We start from the raw sequence: 22240 nt of genomic DNA, 5'->3' as shown, positions 1-22240 counted from the left end.
AGCAATCCGGGTATCGAAGGGGTCAAAAGACTTTTTGACCCTAACATTTTATCAACAACAAGAGGAGAGGAACGACATGATTGAATTACTGAACACAGGTGCATACCTTGTCAACGGAATCGACATCATCCCGGATACAGAAGAAGGCCGCGCGGAACTCAAAGCGCGTACCGGCGCTGTGCCGTGTCCGGCGGATGCTGCAAAAGAAACCATTGCCTATGGAATCTTAAAAGACCACAATGTTTCCGGCAACATGGAAAATCTGCAGATCAAATTTGACAAACTTACATCGCATGACATTACTTTTGTTGGAATCATTCAGACCGCGCGCGCGTCAGGACTGGAAAAATTCCCGGTACCGTACGTGCTGACCAACTGCCACAACTCCCTTTGCGCAGTCGGCGGAACCATCAATGAAGATGACCACATGTTTGGTCTTACCTGTGCGAAAAAGTACGGCGGCGTCTATGTACCGCCTCATCAGGCAGTAATTCATCAGTTTGCCCGCGAGATGCTTGCCGGCGGCGGAAAAATGATCCTCGGATCCGACTCCCACACCCGTTACGGTGCACTCGGAACCATGGCCATGGGCGAGGGCGGACCGGAGCTGGTAAAACAGCTTCTCTCCAAAACATATGATATCGCTATGCCGGGAGTGATCGCAATTTACATGACAGGCGCACCGCAGCCGGGCGTAGGACCGCAGGATATTGCACTTGCCATTATCGGTGCAGTCTTTGCAAATGGTTACGTAAAGAACAAAGTTATGGAGTTCGTAGGACCTGGCGTATCTTCCTTAAGCGCAGATTACCGGATCGGTGTGGACGTTATGACAACCGAGACAACGTGTCTGTCCTCCATCTGGAGAACCGATGAGAAGATCAGCGAGTTCTATCAGATCCACGGCAGAAGCGCAGATTACAAAGAGCTGAATCCTGGCGCGGTTGCTTACTATGACGGCGTTGTAAAAGTAGAACTCGACAAGATCAAACCGATGATCGCGATGCCGTTCCATCCGAGCAATGTTTATACCATTGAAGAGCTGAAAGCAAACCTCGATGACATCCTGAACGATGTAGAGAAGAAAGCAGCCATCAGCCTCGACGGAAAAGTTCCGTTCACTCTGAAAAATAAAGTACACGACGGAAAACTCCTGGTAGACCAGGGAATCATCGCAGGATGCGCCGGCGGCGGATTTGAGAACATCTGCGACGCAGCCGATATCCTGAAAGGCCACAGCATTGGCGACGATGCGTTCACCTTAAGTGTTTACCCGGCAAGTACCCCGATCTATATGGAGCTGGCAAGAAACGGAAAACTGGCAGATCTTTTGGAAACCGGTGCGATCGTAAAAACCGCATTCTGCGGACCGTGCTTCGGCGCAGGCGATACTCCGGCAAACAATGCGTTCTCAATCCGTCACTCCACCAGAAACTTCCCGAACCGCGAGGGATCCAAGATCCAGAACGGCCAGATTTCTTCCGTTGCCCTGATGGATGCACGTTCCATTGCAGCAACCGCAGCAAACAAGGGATTCCTGACTGCAGCAGATGAGTTTACCGGAACGTATACCAAACCGGCATACCACTTCGACAAGAAGATTTACGAGAACCGTGTCTTCGACAGCAAGGGCGTGGCAGATCCATCTGTTGAAATTCAGTTCGGACCAAACATCAAAGACTGGCCGGCAATGCCGCAGCTTGCTGAGAACCTGATTCTGAAGGTTGTCTCTGAGATCCATGATCCGGTTACGACCACCGACGAGCTGATTCCATCCGGCGAGACTTCGTCCTTCCGTTCCAACCCGCTTGGACTGGCAGAGTTTACCCTGTCCAGAAAAGATCCGGCTTATGTGGGACGTGCAAAAGAAGTACAGGTTGCAGAGAAAGCCATCCAGGAAGGCAACTGCCCGGCAGAGGCACTTCCGGAACTGAAACCGGTCTTTGCAGCAATTCACACCCAGTACCCGGATATCGACAAGACAAACGTCGGCGTCGGATCCACCATCTTTGCCGTAAAACCAGGCGACGGTTCTGCACGTGAGCAGGCTGCATCCTGCCAGAAGGTATTAGGCGGCTGGGCAAACATTGCCAACGAGTATGCAACGAAGCGTTACCGCTCCAACCTGATCAACTGGGGCATGCTTCCATTCCTGATCCCGGAGGGAGATCTGCCGTTTACAAACGGAGATTACATCTTTGTACCGGAGATCCGCAAGGCAGTGGAAGAGAAAGCCGATGTGATCAAAGCGTACGTTGTAAAAGACGGAGCACTTGTTCCGTTCGAGATGACGTTAGGCGCGCTGACCGATGATGAGAGAGAAATCATCCGCAAGGGATGCCTGATCAACTATTATAGAGGATAAGTATTTGAGAAAGAGCTGTGTGGCAGGAGAAAAGTCTGTTTCATAGCTCTTTTTCTGCGCACTTATTTGAAATAAAATATCAGAAAACAATATAAAATTCAGAAAATAAACACAATAATTAAGAAAAGGAAAAGTAATATAAAAAAACAGTAAAAACATTTTAAAAATGTGTTGACAAATACTGACGGATCTGTTATATTAAAATCACAAAGAAACAAGAAAACAAAAACCTAACCAAGAGGTACAAAGAGAAAGACTTGGGACCCCCTTTTCAAGAGAACAAACCATTTTCATAGAAAGAGACGAGAAATCTTCTATAGAAGAATGGAAAAAAAGGGAAAAGGAAGATGTTCTTAAGATGAGAGACTTCCGAAAGGAAAGAAAACCTGAGATAAAGATCCATACAAAAGAAGTTCGAAAGAAAACCTTTTGATAAACATGAGATCAGAGCAGATCTTAGGAAATCCTAAGGAAAAGATTTTCGGAGTGGAAATCTTAACCGCAAAGGAAAAGCCTCTGAAAAAGAACATCTTCCCGAAAAAAGAAAATCTACAACAGGGAAATGGAAGAGAAACGATCTTTGAAATATCAAACGAAAGCGAAAACAAAGATCACAGATCGGTAAAGAAAGAAAACCAGTGAAAATCCTTGAAAGTAGAGAAAAAACTGAATATGGAAAATAAAGAAAAAGCGGTCGCTGTATCAGAAAAAATGATTGGTATGGCGATCGCTTTCTGTGTTGTGTAATTCGTCCGCCGGGCATGTTTTTCTTGACAGATGCGGCGGAAATGGTGCATACTTCTTAAAGCATAACAGCGGAGAAATCCGTGTATCGAAAATAAGAAGTCAGGACAGGAGAAGAAAGTGGCTGGATTTTGCAGAGAAGATATTTTAATGGAAGATAACGATATTCTTGTTGTTCACAAGCACGCGGGCATGGCAGTGCAGAATGCGCGGATGGGACAGATGGATCTGGAGCATGCGCTGCTGAATTATTTGGCGAAGCAGGCAAGGGCGAAAACACCGGGGCAGGCGCGGAATCAGATTCCATATCTGGCGGTCGTTCACCGGCTCGATCAGCCGGTTGAGGGCGTGCTGGTGTTTGCGAAAAACAAAGACGCCGCAGGAAAACTGGGACGGCAGGTGCAGGACGGGACGATGAAGAAAGAGTATCTCGCCGTCTGTGAGGGAAAAATCGAAAAACAGGGCGTGCAGAAGTTTGAAGATTTCCTTGTAAAAGACGGACGGAGCAACACATCCCGCGTCGTACAGCCAGGCACCGCCGGAGCGAAAAAAGCGGTGCTGGAATATGAAGTGATAAGGACACAGGAGAACCGAACCCTGGCGCAGATCCACCTCGGAACGGGCCGCCACCACCAGATCCGCGTCCAGTTTTCCCATGCGGGATATCCGCTGGCGGGGGATGCAAAATATGGGGCGAAGGAGAAAGGATCTCTGGCGCTGTGCGCGCATCATCTCGAGCTGAAGCATCCGCGGACAGGCAAACAGCTTTCGTTTACCGTAAAACCAGAAGGTGAAACCTTCCACAGCTTTGTGTAACTATTCAGAGCTATGTGAAATTGCAAAAAAGTTCAGAAAATCATAAGAAAACAGGACTGGACTATTTTTACGGTTTGTGTATAATAGAGAAAGGTTATGTAACAAAACTGCAAAAAGTAATGGAAAATGATTCATCAGGCAAAGCAGAAAGGGAGAATTATGAAACGCAGAATGATTGCAGTACTGCTTTCCGGAATCCTGCTGTGCTCGGCAGCTGGATGCGGAAAAGAAGCAGTGACAGACAAGAGCACCGCAGCATCGTCGTCTCAGGAAGTGACAGAAACTCCGGCGGAAGAAGAAAGCCCGGAGGCCTCATCGTCCAGCGCAGATTCTACAGCAGAGTCAGCCAGTGCATCCACATCTTCTGAAAGCTCTGGAGATGAAGGAAAAGAAGCAGACAAAAAACGAATAGAAATCACCGTTCCGCACAAGGACGGCATGGAAGCATTGTACGACACCGTGGATGGACTTACCGTTGAAAAAGGCTCTTACATCGCCGTGGTTGCAAAAGACTTAAGTGCCGGTTTCTGGAAAGCCGTAAAAGCCGGTGCACAGCAGGCACTTGACGATCTGAACGCCTCGCTTGGCTACAACGGAAACGACAAAGTTTATATGACATTTGAAGGCCCGGAAAATGAAAGTGACACCAACTCTCAGATCAATATCATCGACTCTGTCATTTCGGAAAATCCGGACGCGCTGATCCTTGGCATCATTGACCAGCAGTCGGGACAGGCACAGATGGAAGAGGCTTCCGACAGCCAGATTCCAGTCGTCATCGCGGATTCCGGTATCGAGAGTGATCTGATCACCTCGACATGTGCGACTGATCACGCAGCGGCAGCAAAGCTTGCGGCAGATCATCTCTGCGAGGCCATCGGCAACAGCGGAGAGGTTGCGATTGTTGCACATCAGTACAACACCGAGAGCAGCGTAGAGCGCGTGGAAGCATTTAAAAAAGAGATCGAAGAAAAATATACCGACGTGAAAGTGGTTCAGGTGAATTACGGAGATGGAGAAGAATCCATCGCGGACATGCTGAAAAATACACTTGAAACCTACCCGGCTCTGAAGGGCATCTTCTGTACGAACGAAGACATGGCAGACCAGACGCTGGATGCGCTGGCGGATATGGAAAATACTGAGCAGATTCAGATTGTCGGTTTTGATTCCGGTGAAAAACAGCAGAAAGCGATCCAGGAGGGACGCGAGTACGGTACCGTAACGCAGAATCCGTACGGTCTTGGCTATGCGGCAATCGTGGCGGCCGTCCGCGCGATTCAGGGACTTCCGGTAGATCAGAAGATCGATACGGGATATCAGTGGATCGACAAAGACACGATCGATCTGGAGACGAATCAGAAGTATCTTTATAACTGAAAATCAGGATAAAAAATGAACCCGGCAGACAAGGGAATGTTCCTTTGCCTGACGGGTTTTCTGCGCTGCAGTGCGGATTACGAGTTCTGATCGTCTTCGTAAATTCTCTGTACCTCTTCGGAAATCTGCTGCCGGATCGCGGAGAGATCGACATCCGGGATGCCGTCCTCGGTGATCTGCGGTTTGGAAGGAGAGGTATACGGCTTCGTGTCGCCCATGGAAGCTTTTGGGGATGTTTCTTCTTCGTCAAACTCCTCCGGAGCGGCCGGTTTTGCGGATGGCCGGCGGCGGATGATTTTCGGAAGATCTTTCTCATCGTCGTCATCGTCAGGTTCTTCCGGAACAAAACGGAAATCGTACATGGTGTTCTGCGAAACACGGGTACGGTTCGACGGTTTCTGATAGCTGCGGTACGGATCTCTTGCGTTGCCGGAAGAAGAGGAAGAGGAGCCGCGGCGTTTCTTTTTCTTCTTTCTGGATGGAAGAGGATCGAAACCGGATCTGCGCTTCCGTCTGGCGCGCGCTTTTGCACGGTGTTCGCGTTCTTCTTCGTCGTCATCCTCCCAGTAGTCCGCCTCTTTCCACGGTTTAAACTGGAAGAGCATGCCTGCTGCGGCGAGAATGGCAGAGACAATCCAGAACATCATGTTCAGATCGAGATCCTTGAAGAAATATGCCATGCGGATCGTCGTGAGGGCGCCGCAGATGGAGGTGACCAGGATTACGGAAATGCGTTCGAACGGAACGCAGATCAGGCCGATCACGAAAGCAACGAGGGCGACGAGTCCATAACCTGTGATATCGTTTGGATTGACGAGATGCCAGAGGCAAAAGCCGACGAGCCCGCAGATCAGAAGAAAAAGTCCGATCCTGTAGAGGACGAAAGCAATGATTGCGGTCAGAAGACCGGTGCCGACGGCAAGCGCCAGGGTGATCGTCGTGGTCTGATTCGTGTAGGTACCCGCTGCATAACCGGCGGCCGCGCCGAGAAAAAATCCGGGAATGACGCTCCAGAGCTTGCGGAGCGCATAGCCGAAGAAACAGTTCAGCAGGGCAAAAACAATCACAATCAGAAGAAGCTGCTGCTGGTAAACACCCATGACGTCCCGGACTTTATCGAGACCGCCAAGCAGCGTGTTGATGTTGAAAGCTTGCATATTCAGATTCATGATATTCACTCCTATATGATGTATCGGAAAAATAGATACAGGTTGTATTTTAGTACGGAACGGCGGTTTTGGCAAGTGAAATTGTGTTTGAGATCTGGGAAACGGCAGAATGGCGGCGGTGTGCATATGGTATAAGGAAGAGCAGAAAGGAAATAAAACAGGCATGAATCAGGATAGAGTGTATGAAAATAGAAGAAATTCCTATCAGGGAAACCCGATGGAGCGGCCAGAGCCGTTTTTTGCAGCACAGCCCTTATGGGGAAGAAGTATGGAGGAGCAGCAGGAAGCGCGGGAACGGCAGCGGATGCAGTCGTATTATTCCCGGACGGCATCTGATCTGCAGCGGCTGGTGGAGGCAGAGTGTGACCGCATGGATTACCGCGGCAGCATGATGTACGACGAATTCCCGGACCGACTCATGATGGAGCACACCTGTCGGAATATCGCACGTCAGTACGGCAGGGAAAACGGCGGGAAGGATGAGAAAACGGCAGAAGAGGAACTGCTCGATTTGATCGGCGTTCTTTTTTATAATGAAATGTTCCGGAGGCGGAGCAGGAGGAAACATTATTACAATCTGTGGCTTTAAACCGCGCCATAAAGTAATAAGAGGGTAACACATTTTTAATAATTTTTCTGTTGTGGTTTTGCGGAAAACAGATTACAATATTAGCGGGGTTGTAAGGGGCTTTATTACACATGTTTACAAACGATTCAGAAAGTTTGGAGAGTATAAATGGAATTACAGAAATTATTACAGGATGAAATCCGGGAAGGGCTGTACCGTATCACGATCAGCGGCCCAAGAGGGGACAGTGAAGTGTCCAAAGTGAGAATACGCCCGGTTGAAATAAAAGGAAAACTGCTCTTTCAGTGCCAGGAGACCGTCGGCACGAAGGAGTTTCATAAAAATATGACAAAAGACGACGTGATCACCCGGATCAGAGACTGGATGAACGGAACCTTCAAGCAGATGCAGCTCGAATCCGACACCTGCACAGCATCCGTTCTGGTCAGCAAAAAGGGAACGATGACGATCAAAAAGAAACCGCATATGAAAGGAACCGGCAAACCCGTCAATCTGGCGCACAACCGGAAGAAACGGTATATTCTGGAAGAAGGAATCCCGGTTCCTTTTTTACAGGATCTCGGTGTTATGACAAAAGAAGGCAAAATCGTGCGGACCCGCTACGACAAGTTCCGCCAGATCAACCGCTTCCTGGAGTTCATCGAAGATATCCTGCCGCAGCTCCCATCGGACCGCGAGATCACGATTCTCGATTTCGGCTGCGGAAAATCGTATCTGACGTTTGCGATGTATTATTACTTCCGCGAACTGAAAAAACTGGATGTCAATATCATCGGACTTGACTTGAAAGAGGATGTCATCGCAATCTGCAACGGACTGGCAGAGAAATATGGCTATGAAAAGCTGCATTTCTATCAGGGTGACATCGCTTCTTATACCGGCCGCGACGAGGTCGATATGGTGGTGACGCTGCACGCGTGCGACACGGCGACTGACTATGCGCTGGAAAAGGCCGTCAAATGGAATGCAAAAGTTATTCTTTCCGTTCCGTGCTGCCAGCATGAGCTGAACCGCCAGATTGCAAATAAAGAACTGTATCCGATCATGGATTACGGCATCTTAAAAGAGCGCATGGCGGCGCTTCTGACCGACGGAATCCGGGCAAAGCTTCTGGAGAATGCAGGCTATGAGACACAGATTCTCGAATTCATCGACATGGAGCACACGCCGAAGAACCTTCTGATCCGCGCGGTAAAACGCCAGGAAGGCTCGAAAAAACTGCCGGAAGAACTGAAAGCGTGCATGGAAGCGTACCATGTGAAGCCGACACTGGCAGACCTCCTCACAGAAAAGGAGGAGCCGTGATGAATAAAAGAGCAGCAAGGATTCTGATCCTTTTTCTTGTTTTTGCCGCATCAGTCGGTGTGTTCACACACCTGATGAGCCACGAGACGACGGAGAATGCGACCGATCTGGACGCAGCGAGTCTTCCGGTGCTGTACATGAAGACCGCGGACACAACAGTGAACCGCATGTACGGATACCGCCAGGAGATGAACGGCGTAACGACAAGAGAAAACCTGACACCGCTGCCGATGGACCGTTCGCTTACGCTGGAAATTGATGCGAAAGGACAGAAAATTAAAAACGTGACCTATACGGTGGAAAGCACAGACGGCGGAGCGCTGATTGAAAACTCGGTGCTGAAATCGTTTGACGAGGACGGAAGCTATCTGAAAGCAGACTTCCAGTTAGAGACCGCGATTCTGATGAATCAGGAATATACGCTGAAGCTCGAGGTTGCCTACGGAAACGGCCAGTCTGCCTGGTATTACACCCGCATTGTACAGCGCAACGGCGTGGAGGTCGGCGATTATCTGGCCTACACGCAGATGTTTGCGCAGACATGCCTGGATAAAACGCAGGCGGAAGCGCTCGTTCCGCAGCTTGAGCCGGATGAGACGGGGGATAATTCTTCGTTCCTCAATGTCAACATTCATTCCAGCCTCGACCAGATTTCCTGGGGAAGCCTCGCACCGACGATCGTACAGCAGCCGGTGCAGCAGATCAAAGAAGCGAATGAGACGACGACCAGCATCACACAGGAGTACATGATCAGTGCGCAGGATGAGAACGGACAGACGGAGTATTATACCGTAAGCGAGTTCTACCGGATGCGAGAGTCCGACGGAGAGATTATTCTGCTGGACTTCGAGCGGAGCGCACAGCAGATCTTTGATCCGGAGCTTGGTGTTCTGACGAAATCCGGCATTAACCTCGGTGTGACCGGCGAGGATACCAAGTATGTGACGAATACGGCAGGTGATATTGTCGCATTTGTAGTAAACGGTGATCTCTGGTGCTACAACCGCAGCGCCAACAAGACGATCCGCGTTTTCAGCTTCCGTGAGAACGGCAGCATGGATGACCGGGAACAGCACGGAGAGCATGATGTCAACATTGTACGTGTGGATGATGCGGGCGATGTGACGTTTGTTGTTTATGGCTATATGAACCGCGGAAACCACGAGGGTGAAGTGGGAGCAGCCGTTTACTATTATCGCGCTGAGCGGAATGTGGCAACCGAGGAGATTTTCGTTCCGGCGGATATTTCCTACGAGATGCTGAAAAAACAGCTCGACCGCCTCTCCTACGTCAACAAGCAGAGAGAGATGTATCTCTATCTGAATGAGAACCTGTGTAAGGTAGATATTGAAACCGGCACGACGACGGTGGTCCGGGAAAGTATCCCGGAGGACTGCTTTGTAGTATCGGAAAGCCAGGAGAGCATCGCGTGGATGGATGCGGACAATGCAAGCAGTGCGATGAACATCACCGTGATGAATCTGGAGAGCGGGGAAACGCAGCGCTTTGCGGCGGATGACGGACAGAAGATCCGGGCACTTGGCTTTATCAATGAAGACTTTGTCTATGGTATGGCAAATGACAGCGATATTTTAAAAGATATTTCCGGCAATGAAGTTTTCGCTATGCATACGGTGCGGATTGTCAGCATCGACGGAAACGTGAAAAAAGAGTATCACCAGGACGGCTATTATGTGACAGGCGTGTCGATTTCGGACGGCCTTCTGGAGCTGGACCGCGTGGTACGCCAGGAAAACGGCTATGCGGATGCGCCGGAGGATCACATCATGAACGGCGAGCAGCAGAGCCAGGAACTGGTGACGGGCCGCCTGGCAACGGTGGACGACAGAAGAGAGCAGCAGTTCCTTCTGGAATTCTCGACGAGCGGCAAAACACAGTCGCTTCTGACACTGACACCGAAATATATCTATTCAACCTTACGGACCGATCTTACGATGTCGTACGACACGGGCAGCGCAGATCTTTACTATGTATATGGAAAAGGAAAACTGATCGCCATTTTAAGCTCCCCGGCCGAGGCCGTACAGCTTGCCGATGAGAATGTCGGCGTTGTGCTGAACAGCAGCCAGTCCTATGTGTGGGAGCGCGGAAACCGCCAGCAGGGCATGCGCCTCGACGAGACAACGATGCCGTCGGGATTCCAGAGTGCATCTCTGGACGAAAACGTGCTGAAGGAGTCACTCGGTGATGATTACGAACTGCTGAACCTGACGGGCTGCACAAGAGAAGAAATTCTCTACATGATCAGCAGCGGCTACGGCGTTGTTGTAAAGACCGGCGCGAACGAGAGTCTGCTTCTGACCGGATACGATATTTTTGGAAATTCCTGGCTGTATAACCCGGCAACGGGCGAGACAACTGCACTTTCTGACGATGACAGCGATGCATTGTTCGCACAGAACGGCAATGTCTTCATCAGTTATATTAAAAAAGTAAAGATCGAGTGATTTGCGGGGTTTTCTAATGACGCAAAAAGTGCTAGAATAAAGAAAGCACTATGAATATTTAGGGAGAAAAAAGACAATGAAACTTACAACCATCCGAGAGATTTATAAAAACCGGGAAGCATACCTGGACAAAGAAGTAACCGTAGGCGGCTGGGTGCGCAGCGTACGTGATTCCAAAACCTTTGGTTTCATCGTTCTGCACGACGGAAGCTATTTCGAAACCCTGCAGATCGTATACCACGATGAGATGGAAAACTTCGCTGAGATTTCCAAAATGAACGTCGGCGCAGCCATCATCGTAAAAGGTACCCTCGTTGCTACCCCGCAGGCAAAACAGCCGTTTGAGATTCAGGCGGCAGAAATTACCGTAGAGGGCGTTTCCGCACCGGATTACCCGCTGCAGAAAAAACGCCACTCCATGGAATACCTTCGTACCATTTCCCATCTGCGTCCGAGAACCAACACCTTCCAGGCAGTATTCCGTGTTCGTTCCCTCTGCGCCTATGCGATCCATCAGTTCTTCCAGGAGAGAGACTTCGTTTATGTCAACACCCCGCTGATCACCGGCAGCGACTGCGAGGGAGCCGGCGAGATGTTCCAGGTAACCACCATGGATCTTGACAATATTCCGAAAACCGAGGACGGCGCTGTTGATTTCACACAGGACTTCTTCGGAAAGAAGACAAGCCTTACCGTAAGCGGACAGTTAAACGGCGAGACCTTTGCACAGGCATTCCGCAATATCTACACCTTCGGACCGACCTTCCGTGCAGAGAATTCCAACACCACCCGCCACGCAGCTGAGTTCTGGATGATCGAGCCGGAAATCGCATTCGCTGATCTGGAGGACGATATGGAGCTTGCTGAGGCAATGCTGAAATATGTCATCCGCTACGTTATGGAGCATGCACCGGAAGAAATGCAGTTCTTCAACAGTTTCGTGGACAAGGGACTGATCGAGCGTCTGAACCATGTCGTAAATTCTGAGTTCGGCCGTGTAACCTACACCGAGGCTATCGAGCTTCTGGAGAAAAACAACGACAAATTCGATTACAAAGTATACTGGGGATGCGATCTGCAGACCGAGCATGAGCGTTATCTGACCGAGCAGATCTTCAAGAAACCGGTTTTCGTTACCGATTATCCGAAGGAGATCAAAGCGTTCTACATGAAGCTGAACGATGACAACAAGACCGTTGCCGCTATGGACTGTCTGGTTCCTGGCATCGGAGAGATCATCGGCGGAAGTCAGCGTGAGGACGACTACGAGAAACTGCTTGGCCGTATGAAAGAGCTGGGACTTGCTGAGGAAGATTACGGATTCTATCTGGACCTCAGAAAATATGGTTCTACCCACCATGCAGGATTCGGACTGGGATTTGAAAGATGCGTCATGTATCTGACCGGAATGGGTAATATCCGCGACGTCATCCCGTTCCCGAGAACAGTAAACAACTGTGAGCTGTAATTACGAAAAGTGATATAGAAACTTAAAAAATACGGATGCCGGGTGCAGTGGAATCCAATGTGGATTTGGTGCGCCTGACGTCCGTATTGCAGTAATGGAGAAAATGAATCCAGAAAGGGGTATGCGCCTATGCGGTTTATTCATATTGCGGATGTGCATCTCGGCATGCAGCCGGATGCGGGATTTCCCTGGAGCGAGGAGCGCGGGGAGGCCATCTGGGAGAGCTTCCGGCGGATCATCCGCCTGGCCGGTCGGGAAAAGACGGACTTTCTGCTGATCGCGGGAGATCTGTTTCAGTGCCAGCCGCTTCTGCGGGAACTGAAAGAGGTTAATGATCTCTTTGCTTCCATCCCGGAGACGATCGTCGTGCTGATTGCCGGAAACCACGATTATGTGAAGCGGGAGAGCTTTTACCGCGGTTTCGACTGGGCAGACAACGTGGTAATGCTCCTGTCGCCGGAGCCGGAGTGTGTTGAAGTCCCGGAGAAGAAGACGGCGGTGTACGGATGCAGTTACGACAAAAAAGAGATTCTGGAAAACCGGCTGGACGGCGTGCGGCCGGAGGGAAAAATGAAATATCATCTGCTGCTCGCGCACGGCGGCGATGCCCGCCACATGCCGTGGAATCCGGGCCGCATGGCGCAGGCTGGGTTTGATTATATTGCGTGCGGGCACATTCATAAGCCGGGGATTCTTATTCCCGACAAAATGGCATACGCAGGCGCACTCGAACCGACGGATGAGACGCAGTCGGGGCCGCACGGCTACATCCGCGGAACGGTGGACGAGCACGGCACGCGGATTCAGTTTGTGCCGTTTGCCAGATATGAGTACGAAGATCTGGTGTTGAACGTGACGGAGGATCTGACGCAGTATGCGCTTGAGACAAAGCTGAAACAGGAACTGGCGCTGCGGGAGGATGGAAAGATCCGAAAAATCATCCGTCTGAAACTTGTGGGACACCGCGCCGCCGAGCTGGAATTTTCTCCGAAACGGCTGCTGGACTGCGGCAGAGTCATCTCCGTGGAGGATGAAACACGTCCGGCGTACGATCTGGAACAGCTGAAGAAAACGTATGGCGCTAGTCTGATCAGCGCCTATATTGAAGCGTTTGAAACAAAGACGGATGCGCAGTCACAGAAGGCGCTCGACTATGGTCTCGAGGCGCTGCTGGCGGCACGCAGGAACGGCTGAAAAAAAGATTGCGGGAGGTATATAGAAGATGAAAATAGAAAAACTGGAAATCCGCAATTTTGGAAAAATGCAGAACCGCACACTGGAATTTTCCGATGGGATTCAGCTCATCAGCGGGGAAAATGAGAGCGGAAAATCGACCGTCCATACCTTCATCCGCAGCATGCTGTTCGGCATGACACGCGGCCGGGGGCGGGCGGCAAAAAATGATGTCTACAGTCGTTATGAGCCATGGGAAAATCCGGCATACTATGCGGGAGAGATGGTGCTTGAAAGCGGCGGCAAACGGTTCCGCCTGACCCGGAATTTCGGGCGGCAGAACGCCAATGCAAAGCTGGTGTGCCTGACGGACGGCGAGGTGCTCTCCGTGGAGGACGGCGATCTTTCCATGCTGCTCGGCGGTGTCAGTGAGATTGTGTATGATAATACGGCTTCGATCGGGCAGTTAAAAGGCAGAACCGAGGAAGGGCTTGCGGATGAGCTGCGGAACTATATGGCAAATTACCAGGGGAGCAGCGATGGAGAGCTCGATGTGGCGGCGGCGCTGGATCTGCTGAAGCAGAAGAGAAAGCGCCTGGAGCAGGAACAGAAAAAGACGCTGGCGGGACTGGAAAAACGGAAGGAAGAACTTGAGACGAAAATTTCCGTTTTTACGGAGGAGTGCCGTCAGAGCGAGGAGAATCTGCAGCAGGCGAAAGAGCAGATGAAGCGGGATATTTATCAGAAGGATGTGCCGATCGAACGGGTGCGGAAGATGAAAAAAGAATCTCGGAAGAGCCGCAAATGGGGTGCCGCGTGCGTGGCGCTGGCTGGATTTCTCTTGTTCTTATGCATTCTGCAGTTCTTCCATATTGATTCGCTGCTGACGAGAACGGGACTCGGGCTTGCGATTGCGGCGCTCTTGTATCTGGCGTACAGTCTGTTCCGTCACCGGAAAACGGAGGTCGAGCAGGTCGTGACGGAGCCGGAGGAGCAGGCGATCCGCCGCCAGCAGTGGAATGTGGACCGCCTGAAGCAGGAGCTGGGGCAGAAACAGACGGTGCTGTCGAACTTGCAGAGTGAATACGAAGAGCTCTGCATTTCCATGACGGAAAAAGATCATCTGCAGGAAGAACTCGATGCGCTTTCCCTAGCGGGGGAGGCGATCCAGAGTCTCTCCGTACAGATGCAGAGCCGGATCGGCGACCGCTTAAAACAGCAGATGTCAAAAACGCTGTCATCGCTGACGAATGGTCGCTATCTGCAGGTGAATATGGATGAGAATCTGCGGATCGGTCTTCACACCGCAGACGAATATGTGCCGCTTGAACAGGTCAGCCGCGGCACGATCGAGCAGGCGTACTTTGCGCTCCGCATGGCGGCGATGGATGTGCTCTGCGGCGAGGAGGAGCTGCCGGTGATTCTCGATGAATCGTTTGCGTTTTACGATGAAAACCGGCTGAAAGAAACTTTGAAATGGCTGGCGGAAAACCGGACGCAGGTGCTGCTCTTTACGTGTCAGAAGCGGGAGGAGGAAGCACTCTCGGAGATGGGAATTCCGTACCGGAAAATTGTGCTTTAAGTAATGCGGCTCGCAGAGAATCGGTGAGTTGTGGTTTGGAAATAAAGGAGAATAGAAGTTATGCTGACAATAGGATGTCATTTATCATCGTCCAAAGGATATCTTGCCATGGGAAAAGAGGCGGTGTCCATCGGGGCGAATACCTTTCAGTTTTTTACAAGAAACCCGAGAGGAAGCAAGGCGAAAGCCATCGACGAGGCGGATGTCGCAGCGTTTCTTTCTTACAGTAAGGAGCATGGAATCGAGCGCATTTTGGCACATGCGCCGTACACGCTGAATCCGTGCTCGAAGGATGCGCACACGAGAGAGTTTGCATGGATGACGATGGCGGATGATCTGAAACGGATGGAGTATACGCCGGGAAACTGCTACAATTTCCACCCGGGCAGTCATACCGGACAGGGGGCGGAAGAGGGAATCCGTCTGATTTCGGAGATGCTGAATGAAATTTTAAAACCGGAGCAGACGACCACGGTGCTGCTTGAGACGATGGCAGGAAAAGGAACCGAAGTCGGCCGCTCGTTTGAGGAGCTGGCGGCGATTCTGGAGCGCGTGGAATTAAAAGACCACATGGGTGTCTGCCTAGATACGTGCCATGTGTACGATGCGGGATACGATATTGTGGATCACCTCGATGATGTGCTTGAGAGGTTCGACCGCGTGGTAGGACTTTCGAAGCTGAAAGCGGTTCATCTGAACGACAGCAAGAATCCGTTTGAGAGCCATAAGGACCGCCATGAGAAGATCGGCGAGGGATCGCTGGGACTTGCGGCATTTGAGCGGATTGTGACACATCCGGCGCTGGCGGGACTGCCGTTCTATCTGGAAACACCGAATGAGCTGGACGGATATGCAAAAGAGATCGCGCTGCTGCGCGGGTTTGCGAAATAGAGGAAGAAGGTAAGAGAAAGTGGAAAACACGAGAGAGAAAAATAAAAGAACTGACGGAAGAAAAAAGACGTATTTCGACAGGGAAAATAAAAAGAAAGCTGTTCGTATCGAGAAAACAAAGAGCGTGGCACCGGAAAAAGGAAAGCAGAAAAAGAGTTCATCATCGTCGAAATGTCCTTATCAGAAAAAATGCGGCGGATGCACATATCTGAACCTCTCCTACGAAGAGCAGCTCGCGAAAAAAGAGCAGTTCCTGAAGAAGACTCTGAAGGGCATCGTCCCGGTCAAAGGCATGGTTGGCATGGAAAATCCTTATCATTACCGGAATAAAGTCAATTCCGCCTTTGCACGCAAAAAAGACGGAACGATCATATCCGGCATTTATGAAAAGGGCACACACAAAGTGGTCCCGGTCGATGAGTGCCTGCTCGAGGATCAGCGTGCCGATGCCATCATCCGCGATATCCGCAGTCTGCTGAAGAGCTTCAAAATCATGATCTACAACGAGGACAGCGGCTACGGCCTCCTGCGCCACGTCATGGTGCGCACCGGCTTTACTTCCGGCGAGATCATGGTCGTCCTCGTCTGCGTATCACCAGTCTTCCCGTCAAAAAACAACTTCGTAAAGGCCCTGCGCAAACTCCACCCGGAGATCACCACGATCGTACTGAACGTCAACGACCGCACCGACAGCATGGTACTCGGAAAACGCGACATTGTCCTCTTCGGACGCGGTTACATCGAGGATGAACTCTGCGGTTGCACCTTCCGCATCTCCCCGCAGTCCTTCTACCAGGTCAACCCGGTTCAGACGAAAAACCTGTACGAAAAAGCCATCTCCCTGGCCGGCCTCACCGGAAACGAACGCGTCATGGACGCCTACTGCGGAATCGGAACCATCGGCCTCATCGCATCCCGCGATGCCAGAGAAGTCATCAGCGTCGAACTGAACCCGGACGCCGTCCGCGATGCCGTAACAAACGCCAAACGAAACCAAATCAAAAACGTCTCCTTCTACCAGAACGACGCCGGCGCCTTCATGGTCTCCATGGCCGAAAAAGGCGAAAAAGCCGACATCGTCTTCATGGACCCGCCAAGAGCCGGCAGTGATGAAGCCTTTCTGTCCTCTGTCGTAACCCTTTCACCGAAAAAAGTGGTCTACGTCTCCTGCAATCCGGAGACATTGGCGAGAGACCTGCGGTATCTGACAAAACACGGATATAAGGCAGAAGAGGCATGGGGGTATGATATGTTCGCGTGGTCGGAGCATGTGGAGACAGTCTGTTTACTAACGCAAAAGAAGGCTTAATACAACAGAAGAAAACAATTTCGTGAAACAGACGAAGAGGCTTGTCTGAAAAAAGAAGGAATGAAAAAACAGGAGAGGAAAAAAGAAACATGGCAGTAAATAAAAATGGAATCGTAGTATTAGGAGCAGTTTTTGTGGATATCAAAGGTTTTCCAGAGGACATCTACGTCCCGGACGGCAGAAACGCCGGCCATGTCGAATACATCCACGGCGGTGTGAGCCGAAACGTGGTGGAGGATATCGCAAACCTGGAACTGCGCCCGACCTTCCTTGGAATCGCGGATAATACCGCACTCGGCGAGGATGTTGTGCGCAAACTGCAGCGCCACAAAGTCAATACCGAATACATGAAAGAAATCCCGAACGGTATGGGAACATGGCTTGCTGTCTTCGATCACAACGGTGACCTGGCGGGCTCCATTTCCCAGCGCCCGAACCTGATGCCGATTCTCGATATTCTGGAAGAAAACGGAGATGAAATTATCGAAAACTGCGATTCCATTGTGGCAGAGATCGATATGGACAAAGAGATCATCAAAAAGCTGGTACAGCTCTGTGAAAAATACGATAAAAAATTGTACGGCGTTGTCAGCAACATGAACATCGCAGTCAGCAGAAGAGATCTTCTGCAGAAATTTGACTGCCTGATCTGCAACCAGATCGAGGCAGGCGTTTTCTTCTCCGATGATTACAGCGAAAAAACACCGGCCGAGATGGAAAAGATTCTCGCCGAGCGTCTGAAAGCGGCAAATGTTCCGGCCATGGTCGTAACAATGGGCGGCGACGGAGCGGTTTATGCGGAAGCAGACGGAGAGAGCGGCTTCTGCCCGGCGCAGAAAGTACAGGTAAAAGATACAACAGGAGCCGGTGATGCGTTCTGCGCAGGTGTTTCCGCCGGTCTGACCTATGGAAAAACGCTTGGCAAGGCAGTTGAAATCGGTACGCGTCTTGCTGCATCCGTCATCACATCGTCGGAAAATGTCTGCCCGCGCTTCCGCCCGGAAGAGTTCGGCATCGAGGCATAGAAGGGGGCAGAAATGAAGTTACTGTACGGAACCGGCAACCCGGCAAAACTCGACGCGATGCGTCACCGCCTTGCCGGTCTTGGAATTGAGCTGATCGGGCTGAAAGATCTTGGCGGTGTTAAGCAGCCAGAGATTATCGAGGATGGAAAAACGCCGCTGGAAAATGCCAGGAAAAAGGTGGAGGCGTATTTCAACGCGCTTCATATGCCGGTGTTCTCCTGTGATTCCGGTCTGTATTTTGACAACGTGGCAGAGGACGACCAGCCCGGCGTCCATGTGCGGACCGTGAACGGAAAGTATCTGTCCGATGAAGAAATGACCGTGCATTACGCCGCCCTTGCAGAAAAGTACGGCGGCCTGACGGGACGCTACAAAAACGCAGTTTCGCTGATTCTTGATGCGGACCACCGCTATGACGCGATGGACCCGTCAATGGAGAGCGCTCCTTTCCGCATGGTCAGCACACCCCATCCGATGAGCAAAAAAGGCTTTCCGCTCGACCGTCTGTCGATCGATCTGCGGACCGGAAAATATTATTACGATCTGAATGAGCAAGAAGCCGCGCTCGATCAGCTTGCCGTGGAAGACGGTTTTCTGCAGTTTTTTGAGCGGGCAATGGAGGAATACCATAAAATGGAACGATATGAACTTCGAACCATCCGCCAGGACGAAATGGAACAGGGCGTTGCCATTGAGCTGGCGTGCTTTCCGCCGAATGAGGCGTGCTCCGAAAAGAGCATGCGCGAGCGGGTGCAGTACGCGCCGGAGCTGTTTCTGGCGGCAGTAGACAAAGAAACCGGAAAAATCGCCGGAACGCTGAACGGACTTGCAACAAACGAGACAAAATTCCGTGATGCCTTTTTCGATGAAATCAGTCTGTACGACCCGAAGGGAGAAAACGTCATGCTGCTGGGTCTCAGTGTCCTGCCGGAATACCGCGGCCAGGGAATCGCCCGCGCGCTGATGGAAGAGTACAGCCGCCGGGAACAGAAAAACGGAAGAAAACAGCTCATTCTGACCTGCCTGCAGGATAAGGTGGAGATGTACAAAAAGATGAATTTCCGCGACGAGGGAATCTCCGCATCCACCTGGGGCGGCGAGGAATGGCATGATATGACGAGAAAATTAAACGATTAAGAAAATTTGCAGAGAAAATCTCTTGTGTTAAAGTTTGCTGTAAGCGTTATAATAAAGAAAATCAAGCAAAACAGGAGGAACAACCATGAGCAGAGTAAATTTTGGAGCAAAACCAAACATGTATCCACTTCCGGTTCTGATTATTGCAACATATGACAAAGATGGCAACCCGGATGCCATGAATGCTGCATGGGGTGTAGTCACAGATTTCAATGAGATCTCCATCAGCATGGGCGACCACAAGACAACAGACAACCTTGCCGCAACCGGTGCCTTCACCGTCAGCATGGCAACCGAGGATACTGTTGTTGGCTGCGATTACGTCGGCATCGAGTCCGGCAGAAAAGTTCCGGATAAATTTGCACGCGCCGGTTTCCATGCAACGAAGAGCGAATTCGTCAACGCGCCGCTGATCGACGAGCTTCCGATGGCACTGGAGTGCAAAGTGAAAAGCTTTGACAACGGCATTCTGGTCGGCGAGATCGTGAACGTCTGCGCAGACGAGAGCGTTCTGACCGACGGAAAGATCGACCCGAAAAAACTGAAACCAATCGCCTTCGACCCGGTCAACAACACCTATCTCGCCATGGGCGACAAAGTCGGCGACGCATTCGGTTCCGGAAAAGCCCTGAAATAAACACAGATGATGACATGACAGCGAATATGTAAAAATTTTATATATTCCCCTTGACAAACCACCTCCATCGTCTTATGATATGTATAAATTATATATATAAATATTTTACATATCAGAAACTAACGGAGGTGGTTTTTTATGTATTTTCCGGTATCAGCACTGCTGATCGAATTTATGATCCTGTCGATTGTGAATCGGGAAGATTCTTATGGATATGAAATCAGCCAGACGATCAAACTGGTTGCAGACATCAAAGAGTCGACACTGTACCCGATCCTGAAAAAACTGGAAAAGGCGGGCTACGTGACGACGTATTCCGCAGAGTACCAGGGCAGAAAACGGAAGTATTATTCGATCACAGAAGCAGGAAAAACACAGATGGCGTACCTGCAGGGCGAATGGAAGTCCTACCGTGACACCATTGACGACATTATCGTGTGGAGGAAAAAAGAATGACGAGTGGGGAATATCTGAAACAATTGGAAAAGTATCTGAGGAAGCTTCCGCAGAGCGACTATGAAGATGCGATGGAATACTTCACCGAGTATTTTGCAGATGCCGGTCCGGAAAATGAGCAGGCCGTGATCAAAGAACTCGGAACACCGAAACAGGCAGCCGCCGAGCTGATGCGGAATCTTCTGGACAAAAAAGTAGATGAACGCGAGGCAATGGAAAAGGAAGAAAAACGGAAAGAGAAGAAAAAAACGACAGGCGCCAACATCGTCTGGATCGCGATTCTCGCCCTGTTTGCAGCCCCGGTCGGAGCCCCGATTCTGATCAGCATTCTCATCGTTCTGCTCTGCGCGGCCCTCTGTGCGGCACTGCTTGATATGAGCGTTTTTCTGATTGCAGTTGTCGGCGTGGCCGCCGGAATTAAAATGCTGCTGCGCGGCATTCTGGCAGTTACGGTTTCCTTCGGCGGATTCTGCTTTATTACCGGAATGGGCGTTTTCATGCTGGGAATCAGTATTCTGTGCGCAGTGTTCGGCGTATACTTTGCAAAATGGATGGGACGGCTGTTCGTGTGGTGTACACGTAAGGTAACGAAAAAAGGAGGAAGCAGATCATGAAAAAATGGACAAAAACAGCATTACTGACAGGATGTGCCTGCTGTATTGCCGGTGCAGTGCTGATGTTCAGCGGATGGGCAAGCGGCGGAAAAGCATACGCGGAAACGTATGATCTGAATGCGATGAGCGGTTCTGCGAAGAAGGAAGACGGCATTTCCACACAGGAAAAGATAAAACTTGATGATTTTGATGAACTGCAGGCAGACCTTACGATCGGCGACCTGAACATCCTTCCGTCCGGTGACGATTCCTGTTATCTCGCCTGGCGGATTCCGTCGAAAAAAGGAGAGAATGCAGTGGAATATCGCGTGCGGGACGGTGTTCTGAGCATCGAAGAGACAAGCGCAGTGTCCGATACGATTTACATTAATATTGACTTTACGGAAGAAATCTTAAGTGGCGGTAAACAGTCGGAAACAGGAGTGATTCTGTATGTACCGGAAAAGAAGGTACTGAAAAAAATAGAGGTAACGATGGGATTCGGTGATGTGCAGATGAATGGCATCCAGGCGGAAAGCGGAAGACTGCAAAATGCGGATGGAGATATCACACTTTTCGGATGTGACATGCAGAATATCAAATGCAAAGCAGATTACGGTGATGTGGAACTGAAGAGCGGAACGTGGGAGAATGGGTCGATCACGCTGGAGGATGGCGATGCGAAAATCCAAAATACGAAGCTTTCCGGAGACGTGTCGGTGGAAAACTCCTACGGCGATATTGAACTTGAACTGGGTAAAAAAGATCTGGAACGGCTGGAAATTACGGCAAAGACAGATTTTGGGGAGATCGATGTACCGGATACCATGGAGAATCTGATGCAGAAAGAGGAGGACGAGCAGAGCTTTTCTTATGTACCGGATCAGCCAGCGGGCAGAATCACACTGATGACAAAGGATGGTGATATCTCGTTGGAAAACGATTAAGCGTTTCTGAATGTTCAGGGACATATGAAATTCCAGAAAAATCGCAAAGCATGCCCGCATGAATGAGCGTTTTTGGAAAATAAGACAAAAGTGACAAAAACACAGGAGGCTGTTTGGATGGTTTCACCAGAAAAAGGGAAATGATCCAAACAGTCGCTTGTTTTTTGTACTTAAATTTTCAGCTTT

At 50.4% G+C, this 22240-nt stretch carries 18 protein-coding genes; 17 read left to right on the top strand and 1 reads right to left on the bottom strand.

The genetic code is table 11. The features are described from left to right. Positions 1–76: 76 nt before the first annotated feature. From DW642_RS08855 to DW642_RS08840, 3 genes are all read left to right on the top strand, one after another. Complete coding sequence (locus DW642_RS08855) at positions 77–2365, top strand: hydratase (RefSeq protein WP_022461535.1); 2289 nt, start codon at positions 77–79, stop codon at positions 2363–2365. An 894-nt stretch (positions 2366–3259) separates the two neighbouring features. After that, on the top strand, positions 3260–3925 hold the full coding sequence (locus tag DW642_RS08845) for an RluA family pseudouridine synthase (RefSeq protein ID WP_117509945.1): 666 nt from the start codon (positions 3260–3262) through the stop codon (positions 3923–3925). A gap of 159 nt (positions 3926–4084) precedes the next feature. Continuing rightward, positions 4085–5305 carry an ABC transporter substrate-binding protein gene (locus DW642_RS08840; protein ID WP_158555002.1) on the top strand — a complete coding sequence of 407 codons (1221 nt, stop codon included), beginning with the start codon at positions 4085–4087 and terminating at the stop codon, positions 5303–5305. 77 nt (positions 5306–5382) lie between these two features. On the opposite strand, the gene DW642_RS08835 is transcribed toward DW642_RS08840, so the two are convergent. Further along, complete coding sequence (locus tag DW642_RS08835; protein WP_158555001.1) at positions 5383–6474, bottom strand: TM7S3/TM198-like domain-containing protein; 1092 nt, start codon at positions 6472–6474, stop codon at positions 5383–5385. A gap of 163 nt (positions 6475–6637) precedes the next feature. Here DW642_RS08835 and DW642_RS08830 point away from each other — a divergent pair, with 163 nt between their 5' ends. From DW642_RS08830 to DW642_RS08765, 14 genes are all read left to right on the top strand, one after another. Then, the gene (locus DW642_RS08830) at positions 6638–7063 is read left to right on the top strand and encodes a hypothetical protein (protein ID WP_082424871.1); all 426 of its coding nucleotides are present in this window, start codon (positions 6638–6640) and stop codon (positions 7061–7063) included. A 147-nt stretch (positions 7064–7210) separates the two neighbouring features. Next, positions 7211–8368, top strand: a complete 1158-nt coding sequence (locus DW642_RS08825; RefSeq protein ID WP_117509942.1) for a class I SAM-dependent methyltransferase — start codon at positions 7211–7213, stop codon at positions 8366–8368. Further along, positions 8368–10836, top strand: a complete 2469-nt coding sequence (locus tag DW642_RS08820) for a hypothetical protein (RefSeq protein WP_117509941.1) — start codon at positions 8368–8370, stop codon at positions 10834–10836. Before DW642_RS08825 ends, DW642_RS08820 begins: the two co-directional genes overlap by 1 nt. Before the next feature lie 76 nt (positions 10837–10912). Beyond that, positions 10913–12304 (top strand): asparagine--tRNA ligase, encoded by a 1392-nt coding sequence (gene asnS / locus DW642_RS08815; RefSeq protein WP_117509940.1) that lies wholly within the window; start codon positions 10913–10915, stop codon positions 12302–12304. Between the two features lie 129 nt (positions 12305–12433). After that, positions 12434–13498, top strand: a complete 1065-nt coding sequence (locus tag DW642_RS08810; RefSeq protein WP_117509939.1) for a metallophosphoesterase family protein — start codon at positions 12434–12436, stop codon at positions 13496–13498. Between the two features lie 28 nt (positions 13499–13526). Beyond that, entirely contained in the window at positions 13527–15059 is a 1533-nt protein-coding gene (locus DW642_RS08805; protein WP_117509938.1) for an ATP-binding protein, read from the top strand. Between the two features lie 60 nt (positions 15060–15119). Next, on the top strand, positions 15120–15950 hold the full coding sequence (locus DW642_RS08800) for a deoxyribonuclease IV (RefSeq protein WP_117509937.1): 831 nt from the start codon (positions 15120–15122) through the stop codon (positions 15948–15950). Positions 15951–15969: 19 nt separating this feature from the next. Continuing rightward, the gene (gene rlmD / locus DW642_RS08795; protein ID WP_117509936.1) at positions 15970–17259 is read left to right on the top strand and encodes a 23S rRNA (uracil(1939)-C(5))-methyltransferase RlmD; all 1290 of its coding nucleotides are present in this window, start codon (positions 15970–15972) and stop codon (positions 17257–17259) included. 89 nt (positions 17260–17348) lie between these two features. Then, the gene (locus DW642_RS08790; protein ID WP_055265602.1) at positions 17349–18284 is read left to right on the top strand and encodes a carbohydrate kinase family protein; all 936 of its coding nucleotides are present in this window, start codon (positions 17349–17351) and stop codon (positions 18282–18284) included. A gap of 12 nt (positions 18285–18296) precedes the next feature. Continuing rightward, entirely contained in the window at positions 18297–19421 is a 1125-nt protein-coding gene (locus DW642_RS16540) for a non-canonical purine NTP pyrophosphatase (protein ID WP_117509935.1), read from the top strand. Positions 19422–19506: 85 nt separating this feature from the next. After that, complete coding sequence (locus DW642_RS08780) at positions 19507–20058, top strand: flavin reductase family protein (RefSeq protein ID WP_055219194.1); 552 nt, start codon at positions 19507–19509, stop codon at positions 20056–20058. A 138-nt stretch (positions 20059–20196) separates the two neighbouring features. Then, positions 20197–20514 (top strand): PadR family transcriptional regulator, encoded by a 318-nt coding sequence (locus DW642_RS08775; protein WP_117509934.1) that lies wholly within the window; start codon positions 20197–20199, stop codon positions 20512–20514. Beyond that, positions 20511–21128: a DUF1700 domain-containing protein gene (locus DW642_RS08770; protein ID WP_117509933.1), complete on the top strand. Its 618-nt coding sequence runs from the start codon at positions 20511–20513 to the stop codon at positions 21126–21128. The genes DW642_RS08775 and DW642_RS08770 overlap by 4 nt, the downstream gene beginning before the upstream one ends. Beyond that, positions 21125–22054, top strand: coding sequence for a DUF4097 family beta strand repeat-containing protein (locus tag DW642_RS08765; protein WP_117509932.1), 930 nt, complete (start codon positions 21125–21127; stop codon positions 22052–22054). The genes DW642_RS08770 and DW642_RS08765 overlap by 4 nt, the downstream gene beginning before the upstream one ends. The last annotated feature ends 186 nt before the right edge of the window (positions 22055–22240 follow it).

This window comes from Blautia sp. AM23-13AC (assembly GCF_003435675.1).
Taxonomy (GTDB): domain Bacteria; phylum Bacillota; class Clostridia; order Lachnospirales; family Lachnospiraceae; genus Fusicatenibacter; species Fusicatenibacter saccharivorans.
The sequence above is the reverse complement of the archived record's forward strand: the minus strand, read 5'-3'. Positions and strand labels throughout refer to the sequence as shown.